We start from the raw sequence: 15,820 nt of genomic DNA on the forward strand, positions 1-15,820 counted from the left end.
GGAAAGAGAGGGAATTGGATGGAACGGAGTCGAAAACGGATAGAAAAACAACTGCAACAGACGATCATCATGGTGGAGACGTTACTTCGGATGCCGACCGTGCCACGGACAGAATTGCTCGCATTAGCAAGCTGGCTTGAAGGGCTCGGGAGAGAGGAACTGTTTAAAGGACTTGCCGATCAAGTGAGTCGGGAAAAAGCGACGTGGGAACAAATGAATGCGGTCATCACTCAGCCGATCGTTAAAGAATTACTGCGGCCAATCGTCGATCAGTTGTCTGAACGCTCACGCGCCAATCGGATTCGAAAAGAATTGGTCGTCACTGTGACAAGACGATTTCTTGAGAATATCAAATGGAAGAAATCGCTCGAACAGGAGCGCTATATGTCACGATTCTTCAGTTCGGTGGAAGACACGTTGTCGATATCACATGATATTGCTATGGATGCTGTCATCATCGACCATGCATCTATCGCGGAATCCTTAGAATTGACTCAAAAACTGATCAAACAAATGGAGTCAGCATTCGTTCCCGTCATCATCGTAGGTCCGAACCGGTCTGACATTCGTCAAGTCAGCTATGAGATGGGAGCTGATGACTACTGGGATGAGACAGTGACGAATGAAGAACGACATGTTCGTCTAGCGAGACTATTACGAAAATTAAGGGTCGTATCTTCGACGATCTTAGTCGATGAACTGACGGGAGCTTATAACCGGAAATACCTCCAAAGTGCCTATGATCGTCGCGTAGCACGTCTCGAACGTGAACAGCGGACATTTGGGTTAGCGATTTTTGATATCGATCATTTTAAGCGGATCAATGATTTACATGGACATCCAACGGGGGATTTGGTCCTCTCCGAACTAGCTACCGTCGTTCAACAAGCCGCTCGTCTCGATGATGAATTCATTCGTTTCGGTGGTGAGGAATTCATCTTATTGTTTTCAGCAGAAACAGTACCGCAAGCAGTTGCGAGTATGAATAAAATTCGCGAGCGTGTCGAGCGCCATATTTTTGCGAACGGATTAAAAGTAACAGTTTCGATTGGTCTGTCTTTTGCTTTTGATCTCCACACATCCCTGGCGCAAGCAACAGCAGAGGCAGATGAAGCTCTGTATCAAGCGAAACGTAACGGCCGTAATCAAGTGGTGTCCTATTCAACAGCGATATCGATCGAAAAAATACCGGTCTATATCCGTGTCGAGCAAGGATTCCTTAAACAGGTACATACGCTTGATATGCCGGATCATCCGAAATACCATATTGAGGTGATTTCGCTAGACGATCAACGGACGTCGCCAATACAATTGGCGATTCTTTCACTCGATCAGTTAGCAAGCGAGAACTTTGTACGATTAGAGGAGTGGAGACAACAACGGGAATCGATCATTGATGCTTTGATCGTGACAAATCAAGAAGACGATCGTTTAGCCAATGCGCTATCATGCGGTGCGACAGACTATATCATGACCTCACAGTTCGATTCTGATATGGAGGAATGGATTGCTGAATGGATTATGCAAATTCCTTAAAAAAACAGCCACATTTGTCCGTCATACGGAGCAATGTGGCTGTTTTTTAGTTACTGATCATATCGACGAATGATGAACGGATAATCGTTTCCCTCGACCGCATCATAATGTGTTTCGGAAGTAATCTGAAATGAAGATGGGATTTCGGGATAATGTACATCTCCAGAAAGAACCGTATCAATTTCAGTGACATACAGGCGGCGAGCAAGAGGAAGCGTTTGAGCAAACAACTCTCCACCACCAATCAAAAAGACTTCTTCTTCTGAATCGACGTATGGTTGTAAAGCAGATAGATCATGCCATACCGTTACACCTTCGGCTGCAAACGTCTGATCGCGCGTAATGACGATGTTCTCTCGACCGGGCAACGGTCGTCCGATGGATTCGAACGTCTTTCGTCCCATGATGATCGGTTTGCCAATCGTCGTACGCTTGAAGTGAGCCAAATCAGCTGGAAGATGCCAAGGCATCGCATTGTCACGACCAATGACATGATTTTTCGTATACGCTACGATATGTGTGATCATACGGCTACCACACCTTTAATGTGCGGATCAGGATCATAGCCTTCAATAATGATGTCTTCGAAGCGGAAGTCTTCGATACGATCGACCGTTCGTGCGAAGCGCAGCGTCGGTAATTTTTTCGGGGTACGCGTCAACTGAAGATTGACTTGTTCCACATGGTTTGAATAGATATGAGCGTCACCGAGCGTATGAACGAAGTCTCCGACTTCAAGTCCACACACATGAGCAATCATATGTGTCAGTAACGCATAAGATGCAATATTGAATGGTACGCCTAAGAAAACATCAGCTGAACGTTGATACAATTGGCATGATAGTTTTCCGTCAGCGACATAAAATTGGAACAAGAGATGACAAGGTGGTAAAGCCATCTCATCGACTTGTCCAGGATTCCAAGCACTGACGATCAAACGACGAGAATCCGGATTCGTTTTGATCTGTTCAATGACTTGTGCCAGCTGATCGACCGTCGTGCCATCTGGACGTGGAAAAGAGCGCCATTGTGCCCCGTAAACAGGACCTAGATCTCCGTTCTCATCGGCCCATTCGTTCCAAATCCGCACACCATTTTCCTGTAGATAACGAATATTCGTATCACCCGAGATGAACCAAATCAACTCATGAATGATCGACTTCATATGTAACTTTTTCGTCGTAATGAGAGGAAAACCATCTTGAAGGGAGAAGCGCATTTGGTGACCAAACACGCTGAGTGTTCCCGTTCCCGTCCGGTCTTCCTTTTTTGTTCCGTGTTCCAAAATGTGTTCGCAAAGTGCATGATATTGTTCCATCGGATGACATCTCCTTTTCGAAAAATCCAAATTTCATTGTACCATAAATTAAGATTTTGAGGATGTCGGTAAATGTCTTGCGAATAGATAACGAAATAAGCCAAAGAGCGGAATCACGTCTTGCCACTCTAATGATTGTGCATTCCGAACACGAATGCGCCGGAGCAGATAGACTTGCAGAATGTAGAATAATAACAAATCGACGGTCATCGTTCGAACGAATTGATTGGTCTCAAAGTAGATGCGGAATATACTCCAATCAGATCGAGCAAGAGCAATCCAAAGCAATAATGTCGTCACTACGCTAAGTAAGGCGGCGACGGTAGGAATCCACCCGCGACGACGAAAAGGAAGAAACGTTTTCCTTGGAATAGCGAGGGCGACATAAGGCATCAACACGAAGGCACCTAAGAAGAACGATCCAATACTTGCGACGAGCGGTCCCGGGCGCATGAATCGTTTCTCATCTAGAAATAGTAAAAAGAAAGCGAACGGATAAATACCGAGTAAGGCAAATAAACTTAACGCGGATGTATCAAATTGACTTTGGTCGAAACGTAAAAACGACATCAAGAAACCTTCTGGAAAGACACGATTATTTCCAAATAATAAGATGAAGACAATAGCAATCGCCCAGACAAGGAAGAGCAAATATCGACGATACATTTATCCACACTCCTTTCTCATACCTTTCTTTCCCATCATCTTGGATGTAGTAAACACTTGTATTTCATATTTCATGATATCAAATATGTTAAGGTTCTTGCTTGAGCACCTCTCATGGACATGTTAAGATGACGTTGTGAGAATTGAAAGCGCTTTTACAAATTGATGCAATCGTTTGCTCAATATGTAGCACGTTACGTACATAAAAGAGGAGAGTGTTGAGGATGGAACGTAAATGGTGGCATGATAGTGTCGTTTATCAAATTTACCCACGTAGTTATAATGATTCGAATGGGGATGGAATCGGTGACTTGAACGGAATCATCGAAAAGTTGGATTATTTGAAGACACTTGGTATCGACGTCATTTGGCTAAGTCCTGTCTATGATTCACCGAATGACGATAATGGCTATGATATTCGTGATTATGAAGCCATCATGAAGGAATTCGGGACGATGGATGATTTTGATCGTCTTCTAGATGAGGCACATGCACGAGATATCAAAATCGTCATGGACCTTGTCATCAATCATTCGTCAGATGAACATCAGTGGTTCGCGGAATCGCGTCAAAGCAAGGACAATCCATATCGGGATTATTATATGTGGCGCCCGGCAAATCCAGACGGTTCTCTACCAAACAACTGGGGGTCGATTTTCTCTGGACCTGCCTGGGAATATGATGAAACAACGAATGAATACTATCTTCACTTATTCTCGAAGAAGCAGCCTGACTTGAACTGGGAAAATGAGCAGATGCGTCACGATGTGTACGGGATGATTCGTCGCTGGTTGGATCGAGGGATTGATGGTTTCCGAATGGACGTCATCAACTTGATTTCGAAGACACCTGGCTTACCAGATGCGACGGTCCATCCAGGAGCACTGTATGGAGATGGTGGAGAACATTATATCAACGGACCACGTGTCCATGAGTTTTTACACGAGATGAACGAAGCTTCCTTCGGTAAATACGATGTCCTGACAGTCGGTGAGATGCCAGGAGCGACGACGGATGATGCCATTCTTTACACGGATCCGGCACGTAAAGAGGTCAACATGGTCTTTACGTTCGAACATATGGATCTTGATTCAGGTCCGAACGGGAAATGGGACGTCATTCCGTTTGATTTACTCAAACTCAAGCAAAACTTCACCAAATGGCAGACGGCCTTACATGAGACGGGGTGGAACTCGCTCTATTGGAACAACCACGATCAACCCCGCGTCGTCAGTCGATTCGGAAATGACACGACGTACCGCGTCGAGTCAGCTAAGATGCTTGCTACATTGTTGCATTTGTTAAAAGGGACGCCATATATCTATCAAGGCGAGGAAATCGGCATGACGAACGTCGCTTTTGAAGACATCGCGGACTATGAAGATATCGAAATTCGGAACATGTGGAAAGAACGTACGGAACAAGGGGCATCACCGGCTGAACTACTACGTTCCATCCATATCAAAGGACGCGACAATGCGCGGACACCGATGCAGTGGGATGCGTCGGAGAACGCTGGTTTCTCAACGGGAACACCATGGTTGAAGGTCAATCCGAACTATCCGGAAATCAACGTCGAACAGGCGCTTGCAGATGAGCAATCCATCTTTTATTACTATCAACAGTTGATTCGTCTACGACATGACCATGAGCTCGTCGTCTATGGTCGCTATGAACTCTTACTCGAAGATCATCCAAAAGTATACGCCTACTCACGAACGCTTGAAGGGGAGACCTGGTATGTCTACTGTTCGTTTGCGGATCATGATGTGAATATTCCGTCTACGCATGATACGTCAGATCGGGTCATTGGAAACTATGATGGGTCCGTTGTTACCGACGAACTCACACTTCGACCTTATGAGGCCGTCGTCTTCCGTACGTTTGACGCATAAATTGTTTCGATAAAAAATGGCATTGCCCTTACATATGTAGGGGCAATGCCATTTTAATCATTAAGAAGGGAACGTTCTGATTTCGCGATCTGTTTCACTTGTGAAATGATTTTTTCACGATCAGTTGTTGTCGAATTGAGATGGATACCGTACAACCGCCCAGGACCGGAAGGCTTCTCATGCAATAAAAACCCTTCGATGCATAGTGGCACTTGTCCTTCAATCAATGAGAATTCAACGACGATTTTCATTGATTTGAGGAGTGGAAGTTTTAGTTCTGTGCTGATTGCTAGTCCGTTCGGTGAGATATTATGAATCTTCATCAACCCTTTCGGTGTACGCTGTTCATCTTTGAGCAAGTAAAATTCACCAATTATAGGAGTCTTCAGCGTATATCGAAACGGTTCATTGCGTTTGATTTTCATGTAGGCACCTCCACTCCCATTATCCGACAATTTCGTCAAGTCTTCTAGTTTTTTTTAGGTCATGCAGCAGCGTCTGTCGATTGTTTCGTCGGATGGATACGTTTTGCTAAATACATGAATGGTGTCGCGAACCAAGCGACAACGAATTTCGCGAGATACGTCGTAATGAAGATTTGCCACCAGATGGAGAAGGGCATATCGTGAAAGGCGATCGCACAAAACGTCAACGTATCAAGCAATTGACTTAATACAGTTGACCCTGTCGTCCGTAACCAAAGCTTCCGTTCGCCTGTCTTCTGACGGATCTTTGAATAAATAAAGACATCGAATAGTTGCGAGACAAGATAAGCGGCAAGACTACCAACAGCAATCCATGGTAAGAGTCCAAACAATAAATGCAAGGAATCGGATGTTTCGAGTGCAGCCTTATCAGCAAGTGGTGTATATAAGAGACTGAACTGCATGAGAACGGTCGTCGTGATCAGGGAGAAGAACCCCATATAGACTCCTTTACGAGCGACCTGTTTTCCGTATTTTTCATTGAGGATATCTGTCGCTAGATAACAACTGCCATATACGACATTCCCTAACGTGAAGACGAAACCAAAAATATCGACGGTTTGTGTAACTTGGATGTTTGCAATGATTGTTGCGATGGCAATCCACATCAACAATCCTGTCTTACCAAATAAATAATAACTGAAAATCAATAATCCCATCGTTAAGAAAATGGAAGGGATCCATAACCATTCGTTCATGAGATGTACTCCTTTCTGTTCATACAAATGAAAATTGTACGCTGAAATCGATCAACTGTCAAAGGTGATGAAGCGATGAGGGCATTAAAAAAGACCATGAGTTTCATGGTCTTTCGGACGGTCTTTAGCCCATTCGTTGCAGCGAGTATCGACGACGTCTTCCTTTGACGTAATAGTTCTCTGTCGATGTAAAATCATTCGCTTCTAAAATGCGTTTTGCAAACGAAGCGTGCGGTGATTGTTCAAGGACACGCGCACGTACTTCGTGACGATCTAGTACCCCAGAATACGTCAATGCTTCAGCAACTGCTTGAGTAGCTAGACCCCGACGCGTATAGGGATCAAACACCATGAAGTCGAGTTGGAAGTAGTGACCCATTTTTAAGAGCAAAACCCGCCCCACGATCGTATCCGCTTCAACGATATCAAAGTAATAATCTTCAGGATAACTGTGCTCGACGGAATCAAAAGCCCGCTCTTCTCCAAGCTCATGGTCATACCCTTTGATTTCTTGCGGAGTCAGTCCATATGCTTGCTCGCCATACTTCAAGAAATGATCGTACTCAGCTTGATCGACATGACGTAATGTTCGACGTCTCAATTCCATCACAAAATCCTCCCTCATCCCAATTGATGCTTCGTTTACATTATAGCGATACCCTCTGTGCAATTGCAAAAATTAACTGGAGTCGATTCGCAGGAAGAAATCTAAAAAAAGTCATTCTGTAATCATCTTGTGATTGTTTTAATTACCTCGGAATATGGTAAAGTAATGATGTAGACAACTGCATACTGGAAGGGGCTGGAAAACGTGTTCACAGAACGTGACGGAATCAAATTGCGTCTAGAGCAAATCGAACGATTGTATTCGGACTTGAATCGTGAAGCGAAACAATTGACGGAACGCTTACGCCAATTAGATGAACAAGGGGATGAAGTTCAACATGATCTTTCCCTTAATAAAGAAGACCGCGATCATTTGAAGTCAAGCATCGATGAGACGCTTCAGGCACTCATGAAGCGGACGACGGTCGATGCAAAAGTCGAACAGGAAAAGCAAGAAGACCTGATTTCGAAAAAAGCATTGATTGAAGATATCGAAGGATTATTGAAGAAAAAGAAATGAGCTAGCTCCGGCTAGCTTATTTTTTTGTGGAGGACACATTATGAAACCAACCATTGGACTGACGACATGTCTTCGTCCGACTGACGACGTGCATCATCGTGTGAAGCAGTTGTTAGCGGATGAGACGATACATTTTATCTACGTCGTGCGTCAGAAAAAAAGCATAGAACACTTGCAACAGGAGACAGGATTACCGGTGCTTGTCGTCGATAAACAACGGCTTGATTTATATCCACTAGGCGAGGCGACATCGTTCTTTTTCCATCCTTCGAGTGCGGTGTTTCGCATCAAACAAATTGATGCAGGAGGAGGCGACCCTCTCGTTGCGATCGGACGCTTATCGGAAGGGATGCGTGTGCTTGACTGCACACTTGGTCTTGGAGCAGATGCCATTGTCATGAGTCATGCCATCGGAGAGCGAGGGCGGATCACCGGCTTAGAAAGCCGCGTTGAGACAGCATTTGTCGTCAAGAACGGATTAAAACGGTGGGAAGAATCCTACGAACCGATCAATCAAGCGATGCGACGAATTGAAGTGAAAGTCAAACACCATCTCGCTTATTTGAAAGAATGTCCGGATAATTCCTTTGATGTCATCTACTTTGATCCTATGTTCGAACAGACTGTCGAAGAATCGACACATCTCGACGCTTTACGAACGCTTGCGAACTATGAAGCCTTATCCGAGGAAGCGATGGTGGAGGCGAAGCGTGTGGCACGTCAGCGCATCGTGTTAAAAGCACATTATGAGAGTCCCTTGTTTGGACGGTTTGGGTTCGAACGAACAAAGCGGAAGACGTCGAAGTTGCATTATGGCGTGATTGAACTGTAGATCAAAAAAAGACCTCTGCCAATCATACGGCAGAGGTCTTACTTGCTATTCGCTGATTATTGAACTGCGTCTTTTAATTCGTCTTCCATCTCTTCAAACGTTTCCTGAACGGCATTGACCGGTTGTTTCGTCATCAAGCTGACAACGACCGTAAAGATCAAGCTTGTGAAGAATCCAGGTACCATTTCATAAAGCGTCGTACTAAGTCCAAGTTGAACCCAGATGATGACAGTCAAGGCACCTGAGATAATACCAGCTAGTGCGCCTTGTTTCGTCATCCGTTTCCAGTAGAGAGAAAGCAAGATGATCGGACCAAAGGCAGAACCGAATCCAGCCCATGCATAACCGACAAGTGCAAGAATCGTCGCTGACGGATTCCACGCGAGAATACTTGCGATGACGGCAACGACAAGAACGGCAATTCGACCTGTCAGGACGAGTTCTTTATCCGATGCGTCTTTTTTCAAGAACGTCTTATAAAAGTCTTCTGTCAACGCACTCGAAGTAACGAGTAATTGTGATGAAATCGTCGACATGATTGCTGCAAGAATCGCAGCCATTAGGAATCCTGTGATATACGGGTGGAATAGTACATCCGAGAAACGGATGAATACTGTTTCCGGGTCACCGAGTCCATTTCCTTGTCCTTCAAAATAAGCAATTCCGACAAGTCCTGTCATCATGGCACCGATGATTGAGACGAACATCCAGCCGATCCCGATACGACGGGCACTTTTTAAATCTTTAACAGAACGAATCGCCATAAAGCGGACGATGATATGGGGTTGACCGAAGTAACCAAGTCCCCAAGCAAGGAATCCGATGATTCCAAGAACTGTTGTTCCTTTAAGTGGATCAAACAACGAAGGGTCTAATTTTTCAGCGTAGTTGTATGCACCATCGACTCCGCCGACGTCTGTCAATGCGACGATCGGTACAAGAACGAGTGCGATGAACATGATACAGCCCTGGACGAAATCGGTCCAACTAACTGCGAGAAAACCGCCGAAAAGTGTGTAGGCGATTACGACCGCAATCGTCAAGAGCATACCATAGTGGTAATCAAATCCAAATGAGCTGACGAACAATTTTCCGCCAGATACGATTCCGGCTGATGTGTAGAACGTAAAGAAGATGATGATAACGAGTGCTGATACGGTACGAAGCACGCGTGATTTGTCTTCAAAACGATTCTCTAAGAAATCAGGGATCGTAATTGAGTCGTTTGCCATTTCTGTATAGAGACGGAAACGTGGTGCGAGTACGATGTAGTTTACGTAACATCCAATCAATAAACCGAGTGCGAGCCAAAGGGCTGATACACCTGTTGCATACATGGCGCCGGGAAGTCCCATGAGCATCCATCCACTCATATCCGATGCACCAGCAGAGAGTGCTGTGACACCTGGACCGAGATCGCGTCCGCCTAACATGTAATCTTCTGTATTCGTCGTTCGCTTGTAGGCAAAATAACCGATTGCCAACATGAGAACAAGATACAGGATGATCGAAATCCATTCTTGCGTCATAAAGTTAAATCCTCCAAATGCAATAGTTTTTTCAGCGATCAAGCATGTATTGACTTGTTCGCCAAATGATATGTTCCCCACCTTACAGGGGATAAAACGACTTTGCAAGTCACTTCATTTTCATGAAAAGTGCCGCCACGCCTAGTGCCTTAAGGGGTTGGGACGGTTTTAGTCCCTGTTGAAGTTCTACTAATCCAAATATTCAGAATAATGAAATAAAACATAAATGACCCTAATAAATTAGGATCATTTATGTCACGTTAATTGGTCCAAAACTGTTGGTATGCGGCGCTTAAACGGTCTAGTGCCTGATCTAATTGTGCACGAGGACAACCGATATTTAAACGTTCAAACGTTTCGCCACCAGATCCGAACGAAGAACCATGCGTTAGAGCGATTTTTGCCTCCTTGACGAGCCAATCTGATCGTGTTTTACTATCTAGTTCTAGTGCTTTGAAGTCGATCCACAACAGGAAAGTTGCTTCTGGAATGACGACGTCTAATTTTGGCATCTCTTGGCGAATCCGACGGATGGCGTGGTCACGATTGTCTTCTAAATACATAAGTAATTGTGACAGCCATTGCTCGCTCGCAACATCACCATACGCTGCTGTAATCGCAGTCGAAGCTAATGCATTCGGGTGAACGAAATGACGTTGCTGGATACGCTCGATCTGTTGACGAATCGAGATGTCAGGTACAATCAAATAAGACGCATATAGCCCCGGAATATTGAACGTTTTGGATGGTGCACTCACTAAAATGAGTTTTTCATAATCCAAACCGAGAATAGGGGTGTGAACGGAACCTGTATAGACGAGGTCCGCATGAATCTCATCGGATACAAGATAAACATCATGTTGCTTCGCGAGTTCGACGATTTGTTGTAATTCTTCTCTCGGATAGACCTTACCACTTGGATTATGCGGGCTACAGAGAATCATCATACGTGCTGTTCGCATTTGCCGTTCGAGAAGTGGAAAGTCTGTCTGATACGTCTCACCGTCTAAAAGAAGCGGATTTTCAATGAGTTGTCGTTGATTAGACTGAATGATTTGATGAAATGGAGGATAGACCGGTGTCTGGATGATGATTTCATCACTCGGTTCAGTCAATGCGAGGACGGTATGCGCAAGTCCTGGAACGACACCGCTCGAGTAGAGAATGGTATCAGTAGTGATTGTGACGTCATATCGCTTTTGAAACCATTGTTGAATCGCTCGTTTTGCTTCGTCTTCAAACATCGAGTAACCGAAATGACCTGTAGCAGCACGTCTAGTCAATCGTTCTGTCAAATGGTGTGGTGGACGAACGTCCATGTCGGCGACCCACATCGGAATTAGCTCATCTGATCCATATAGCGAAGGGAGCCCGTCCCACTTGACGGATCCAGTATTTCGTTTCTCGATCGTTTCATCAAAATTGATTTGTTCCATCAGACTTCACTCCTGTTCTTCAATAGTTGAATGACTCCATTTCACCATAGCGGATAGAGAGAGTGTGGGGCAAGTCGAAAAAAATAAAGGTTTAACATTTATACGATCAGGTAATTACTAAACTCGAACCTACCATAACGAAACGGAGTGATGATCATGTTGCATTCTAAAGTAGTCGTCGGGCGATCGCCTGAGGAGTTAGAGCAGAGACTAAATGAATTTTTTGAAAATAATGGGGTCGGATCGAACGCCATCATTACATTAAAATTTTCAACATTCGTTGCGTCTAAAGCGGATGAACATTATTCAGTTTTAGTCGTCTATGATAACTCGCTAACGAAAACTACATTGTAAATTAGTGACAAGAAGTTGATCTGAAAAGCATCGACTTCTTGTTTTGTCTTTTTTTATAAGTTATACTAGAATCAGGTTTTGCAAGCTTCCGTAGGTTAATGGCAGACCTCAGCAATGGTAATGCTGCAGTGCGAGTTCGATTCTCGCCGGAAGCATAGACACGTCTTCCGTCTCAAGTGATATATACTTGAAACGGAAGACTTTTTTCATGAGTTCGATATTTTTGATTTGAGGAGTGACCTCTATGCATCCAGTCATTCATTCTGTTGGTGATAAAATCAAGCAAGAACGAAAAAAACAAGGAATGACACAAAAAGCACTTTGTGAAGGAATTTGTAGTCAGGCTGAAATCAGTAAAATCGAAAATGGTCGAAATTCTCCAACGATTGATTTGTTACAGCAGATTTGTCGAAGACTACGCATCCCGATTTCATTGTTTTTTGAAGATGAAATCGTATCACAAAAGTTAAATGAAATTGATCAAAGAATGCTGCGCCATATGAGAGAGAAAACTTACTCAGCTATGGAAAGGGATTTAGAAGAATATGCGAAATCAAATACTGAATTTGAAATTCAAGTGTTAATTCGATATCATCAAAAGCTATTATTACATGAAAAAGAAAACATCGATTTTAGAACATGTATTTCTGCGTTACTAAAATTAGTCATTGAAGAAAGTTTAGTTGAAAAGTCATTTCTTCTCTACACTAGAATTCAGATGGCAATCGCTGTTTTATATACGAATCATGGGGATTACACGCATTCTCATCAAATTTACGAAGAGTTATTAAAACTACCTTACCGTACACGCGAGTATAAAAAAATTAAAATGAAAATCATATATAATTACTTACGCAACTTATATCGGCTAAAGCGATTCGAGGAAGGATTAAAAGAAGTTGAACACGCTATAAAAGAAACCAAAGAGCTAGAAGATTTAACATACATTGGTCACTTTTATTATCAAAAGGGCTTCTTTTTAGAAGCGTTAAACGCTTCCGAGAACAGTATTAAAGAAGCGTATACAATTGCTTACTCATTTTTCATGGCGACGAATAATCACGCATACCGAAAAATTCTTGAAACACATTTATCAGATCTATTGCTATTTCCTGTAGATGAAAGTGAGTGAGGAATGATAAAGATGGATGATTTAACTTCATCAATCGGTGCAAAAACCAGACAATTGCGTATCGAAAAGCAATTGACTCAACAAGCACTATGTGAGGGTATTTGTAGTCAAGCTGAAATCAGTAAAATCGAGAACGGTTTAAATTCACCAACCGTAGAATTATTACAAAAAATTACCGCTCGTTTAAATTAGTCCGATTGCACTTTTATTCGAGAATCCTCAAGCTAATGAAGAAATAGATTTTTTTGATAAATTTATTTCAGATCAACTTCGAGAAGAGAATTTTGATCAAATCATACAACTCATTTCAAAGTATGATTACAAAACGAATATGAATTTAATCATATTAAGTGCTTACTTTCAGATCATCGTGGATATGAAACAAAATCGGTTTGATTTTAGAACAGCGACTTCCTTATTAAGTAACCTTTTAAACGAGTATGATGTTTGGAACGAATCCATTTCTTTATTCATTCGGATTAAAACGGCAATTGCCAATATATATGCTGAACATGAGTTATATCATTTAACTACAGGTACTTATTCCGACATTGAAACGCTATTAGAACGACTCAAAAGTTCCTTATGTATTACTTCTTTGATAAAAATCTATTTTAATCATGCTCAAATTCTTTTGTATCAAGATTTATTTGAAGAAGCCAATGTGTTTATTCAAAAAGGAATTAATTTATGCTTAGAATCTCAACAGGCTTTTCTGTTAGGGCATTTTTATTTTCAATTAGGAAATTATCAAGAAGCTGTCGGTAACGCTTTATTTCAAAAGACATATACGATAGCTTATACATTGTTACACGCATTTGAATTTCAAACGACGAAACAATTAGTCATTGACTTAAAGAAAGATTATTTATTGTTTACTTTTGAGTCTACCGTTAAACACGAAGCATGATTCAAAACACAATGTGACGTTTTAAGATATTTGGAGGATTTGATAAAATGGTTAATGCTAATCCAATTGGAGAAAACTTAAAACGATTTCGTGTTCAAAAGGGGTATTCTCAAAAAGAACTATGTGCTGATTTATGTAGTCAAGCTGAAATTAGTAAAATTGAAAACGGGTTAAATTCTCCGACTGTTGATTTATTACAACAACTTGCTGTAAGGTTGCAAGTTCCCATCTCTTTGTTGTTTCAAGAACATACCGATGAGGAAAAGTTCTTTCAACTAGATCGATTCTTATCCGATTTGCTTCGAGAAGAGAAATACAAAGAGGCGTTAGAGCGAATTCACCAGCAAGAAAAGGATAGCATTGTCGAAATCGACATTTTAAAAAGCTACATCAAGACGATCATTGACCTAAAGCAAAATCGAATCGATTTTCGGGCAGCGGCAAGCCTACTCAGCAACTTGTTGATTGAAAAAGAAGTCTGGTCTCAGTCCATTCAATTGTACATTCGAATCAAAATGGCAATTGCGAATATGTATTCAGAGCAGGACTTATTTCATTTAACGGAATCCGTGTATCAGGAATTAGAAAATGAAATCGAAGTTCTTCAGTCCACTATCCATCTAAATGCGCTATTGAAAATTTACTTCAATCATTGTCAGATTCTTGAGTACCAAGGGAAGTCTGAGGAAAGTATCGTCATCGCAAAAAAAGGATATGAGTTATGCTTGATGCATAATCATACATTTCTCTTCGGTCATTTTTATTATCAACTCGCTCATTATGATGAATACTCAGGTGAGGATGAGAAGTCACTCCAAAAACAGTATTCAGTCGCCTATGCACTATTTCATGCATTTGAGCACGACGTTCGAAAGAAAATGATTCTTCGTATGAAGGAACGGTATATGTTGTTCACTTTTGAGAATTAATAAAAAGGATACGTAACCTTCTTGGTAAACAAGAAGGTTTTTTCATGAAAAGTGCAACTCGTTATTTTAAAGAGGTGATGAGATGAAGGACGAACATCCTATTGGTAAGAAACTAAAATTTTTCCGACAATTGAATGGGTTATCGCAAAAAGATCTGAGTGCAGGGATTTGTAGTCAAGCTGAAATTAGTAAGATCGAGAACGGGAAGACGATGCCGACTGTGGAATTATTACAACAACTCGCAACAGTACTTCGTGTTCCTATATCAGAATTATTAAAGAGCAATTCTGAACATCAATTGGAGCAGGTAAATATCCTTGATCAAAAACTTAGTACCTTACTACGCGAGAATGCTTTCGATGAATGTTTTCATGAAATGAAAAAAATCTCAGTAAGTGAATCTTCTGATGAAATAAGACGATTAATGACCTACTATGAAATTGTGATTGCATATCGAAAAAAACAAGTTGATTATCGAACGACCTCCGTTTTATTTACGCGATGGATGGACCGAGAGGATCTATGGGTGAAAGATCCGATGCTTTACTTTCGAATCAAGATGGCATTATCCATTTTATATGCGGAATGCGGACAGTACCAACAAGCAGAAAAAATATATGATGAAGTATTACGCATTACTACAGAAATCAGTGGTCTGAAGAGTGAGCGACTAAAGATCCTTTATAACTATGCAAAATTATTATATAAAATGGATCAGTCTCAAAAGGGTCTTCGTATCATCGAGGAAGGCATACAGCTCAGTCGACAATTGAGACAGACTTCCTATTTAGCACATTTGTATTATCAACGTGGTGAGTTTCATGAACGGATGGATACGGACGTCACGCAGATGAAATATGATTATACGATGGCGTATGAATTATTCTCTGCTTTTCAGATGAAACAATACGCTACCATCGTTCTAAAGACGAAAGGTTCTTATTTACAATCTGTACTGGACTAAGATCATGACT

17 protein-coding genes and 1 tRNA gene are annotated in these 15,820 nt (G+C 42.0%); 10 read left to right on the forward strand and 8 right to left on the reverse strand.

The features are described from left to right. Positions 1-18 precede the first annotated feature (18 nt). On the forward strand, positions 19-1,536 hold the full coding sequence (locus KNQ14_RS05240; protein WP_214859860.1) for a GGDEF domain-containing protein: 1,518 nt from the start codon (positions 19-21) through the stop codon (positions 1,534-1,536). A 50-nt stretch (positions 1,537-1,586) separates the two neighbouring features. Here the strand turns inward: KNQ14_RS05240 and KNQ14_RS05245 are convergent, their stop codons facing one another. From KNQ14_RS05245 to KNQ14_RS05255, 3 genes are read right to left on the reverse strand one after another with little or no spacing between them, the layout of a single operon-like run. Beyond that, positions 1,587-2,063, reverse strand: coding sequence for a dihydrofolate reductase (locus tag KNQ14_RS05245; protein ID WP_064299692.1), 477 nt, complete (start codon positions 2,061-2,063; stop codon positions 1,587-1,589). Further along, positions 2,060-2,854 (reverse strand): thymidylate synthase, encoded by a 795-nt coding sequence (locus KNQ14_RS05250; RefSeq protein ID WP_029341960.1) that lies wholly within the window; start codon positions 2,852-2,854, stop codon positions 2,060-2,062. The genes KNQ14_RS05245 and KNQ14_RS05250 overlap by 4 nt, the downstream gene beginning before the upstream one ends. Before the next feature lie 48 nt (positions 2,855-2,902). Next, complete coding sequence (locus KNQ14_RS05255) at positions 2,903-3,520, reverse strand: hypothetical protein (RefSeq protein ID WP_214859863.1); 618 nt, start codon at positions 3,518-3,520, stop codon at positions 2,903-2,905. A 224-nt stretch (positions 3,521-3,744) separates the two neighbouring features. Between KNQ14_RS05255 and KNQ14_RS05260 the strand changes: the two genes are divergently transcribed. Further along, positions 3,745-5,415, forward strand: a complete 1,671-nt coding sequence (locus KNQ14_RS05260; protein ID WP_214859870.1) for a glycoside hydrolase family 13 protein — start codon at positions 3,745-3,747, stop codon at positions 5,413-5,415. A 53-nt stretch (positions 5,416-5,468) separates the two neighbouring features. Here KNQ14_RS05260 and KNQ14_RS05265 read toward each other — a convergent pair whose 3' ends face one another. The 3 genes from KNQ14_RS05265 to KNQ14_RS05275 all read right to left on the reverse strand — a co-directional run bounded on the left by KNQ14_RS05265 (position 5,469) and on the right by KNQ14_RS05275 (position 7,205). Then, a complete protein-coding gene (locus KNQ14_RS05265) occupies positions 5,469-5,840 on the reverse strand; it encodes a PilZ domain-containing protein (protein ID WP_214747276.1) in 372 nt (123 codons plus the stop codon). A 59-nt stretch (positions 5,841-5,899) separates the two neighbouring features. Beyond that, positions 5,900-6,598 (reverse strand): queuosine precursor transporter, encoded by a 699-nt coding sequence (locus tag KNQ14_RS05270; protein ID WP_029341956.1) that lies wholly within the window; start codon positions 6,596-6,598, stop codon positions 5,900-5,902. A 124-nt stretch (positions 6,599-6,722) separates the two neighbouring features. Beyond that, positions 6,723-7,205 carry a GNAT family N-acetyltransferase gene (locus KNQ14_RS05275; RefSeq protein ID WP_064299696.1) on the reverse strand — a complete coding sequence of 161 codons (483 nt, stop codon included), beginning with the start codon at positions 7,203-7,205 and terminating at the stop codon, positions 6,723-6,725. Positions 7,206-7,409: 204 nt separating this feature from the next. Between KNQ14_RS05275 and KNQ14_RS05280 the strand changes: the two genes are divergently transcribed. Next, entirely contained in the window at positions 7,410-7,724 is a 315-nt protein-coding gene (locus KNQ14_RS05280; RefSeq protein ID WP_023468579.1) for a hypothetical protein, read from the forward strand. A 40-nt stretch (positions 7,725-7,764) separates the two neighbouring features. After that, positions 7,765-8,556 (forward strand): class I SAM-dependent methyltransferase, encoded by a 792-nt coding sequence (locus tag KNQ14_RS05285; RefSeq protein ID WP_214859872.1) that lies wholly within the window; start codon positions 7,765-7,767, stop codon positions 8,554-8,556. Between the two features lie 56 nt (positions 8,557-8,612). Here KNQ14_RS05285 and putP read toward each other — a convergent pair whose 3' ends face one another. Both putP and KNQ14_RS05295 read right to left on the reverse strand, forming a co-directional pair. Further along, complete coding sequence (putP, locus tag KNQ14_RS05290) at positions 8,613-10,085, reverse strand: sodium/proline symporter PutP (RefSeq protein WP_214859874.1); 1,473 nt, start codon at positions 10,083-10,085, stop codon at positions 8,613-8,615. Positions 10,086-10,345: 260 nt separating this feature from the next. Beyond that, entirely contained in the window at positions 10,346-11,521 is a 1,176-nt protein-coding gene (locus KNQ14_RS05295) for a MalY/PatB family protein (protein WP_214859875.1), read from the reverse strand. A gap of 438 nt (positions 11,522-11,959) precedes the next feature. Between KNQ14_RS05295 and KNQ14_RS05300 the strand changes: the two genes are divergently transcribed. The 6 genes from KNQ14_RS05300 (at position 11,960) to KNQ14_RS05325 (ending at position 15,810) form a co-directional block, all read left to right on the forward strand. After that, positions 11,960-12,030, forward strand: a tRNA-Thr gene (locus KNQ14_RS05300). An 89-nt stretch (positions 12,031-12,119) separates the two neighbouring features. After that, the gene (locus tag KNQ14_RS05305) at positions 12,120-13,007 is read left to right on the forward strand and encodes a helix-turn-helix domain-containing protein (protein WP_214859877.1); all 888 of its coding nucleotides are present in this window, start codon (positions 12,120-12,122) and stop codon (positions 13,005-13,007) included. Positions 13,008-13,019: 12 nt separating this feature from the next. After that, on the forward strand, positions 13,020-13,199 hold the full coding sequence (locus KNQ14_RS05310; protein ID WP_214859878.1) for a helix-turn-helix domain-containing protein: 180 nt from the start codon (positions 13,020-13,022) through the stop codon (positions 13,197-13,199). Between the two features lie 64 nt (positions 13,200-13,263). Further along, positions 13,264-13,917, forward strand: a complete 654-nt coding sequence (locus KNQ14_RS05315) for a hypothetical protein (protein WP_371743336.1) — start codon at positions 13,264-13,266, stop codon at positions 13,915-13,917. Between the two features lie 47 nt (positions 13,918-13,964). Further along, positions 13,965-14,846, forward strand: coding sequence for a helix-turn-helix domain-containing protein (locus tag KNQ14_RS05320; protein ID WP_214859880.1), 882 nt, complete (start codon positions 13,965-13,967; stop codon positions 14,844-14,846). 82 nt (positions 14,847-14,928) lie between these two features. Then, positions 14,929-15,810: a helix-turn-helix domain-containing protein gene (locus tag KNQ14_RS05325; protein WP_214859883.1), complete on the forward strand. Its 882-nt coding sequence runs from the start codon at positions 14,929-14,931 to the stop codon at positions 15,808-15,810. Positions 15,811-15,820: the final 10 nt, after the last annotated feature.

This window comes from Exiguobacterium sp. s161 (genome assembly GCF_018619045.1).
Lineage (GTDB): Bacteria > Bacillota > Bacilli > Exiguobacteriales > Exiguobacteriaceae > Exiguobacterium_A > Exiguobacterium_A indicum.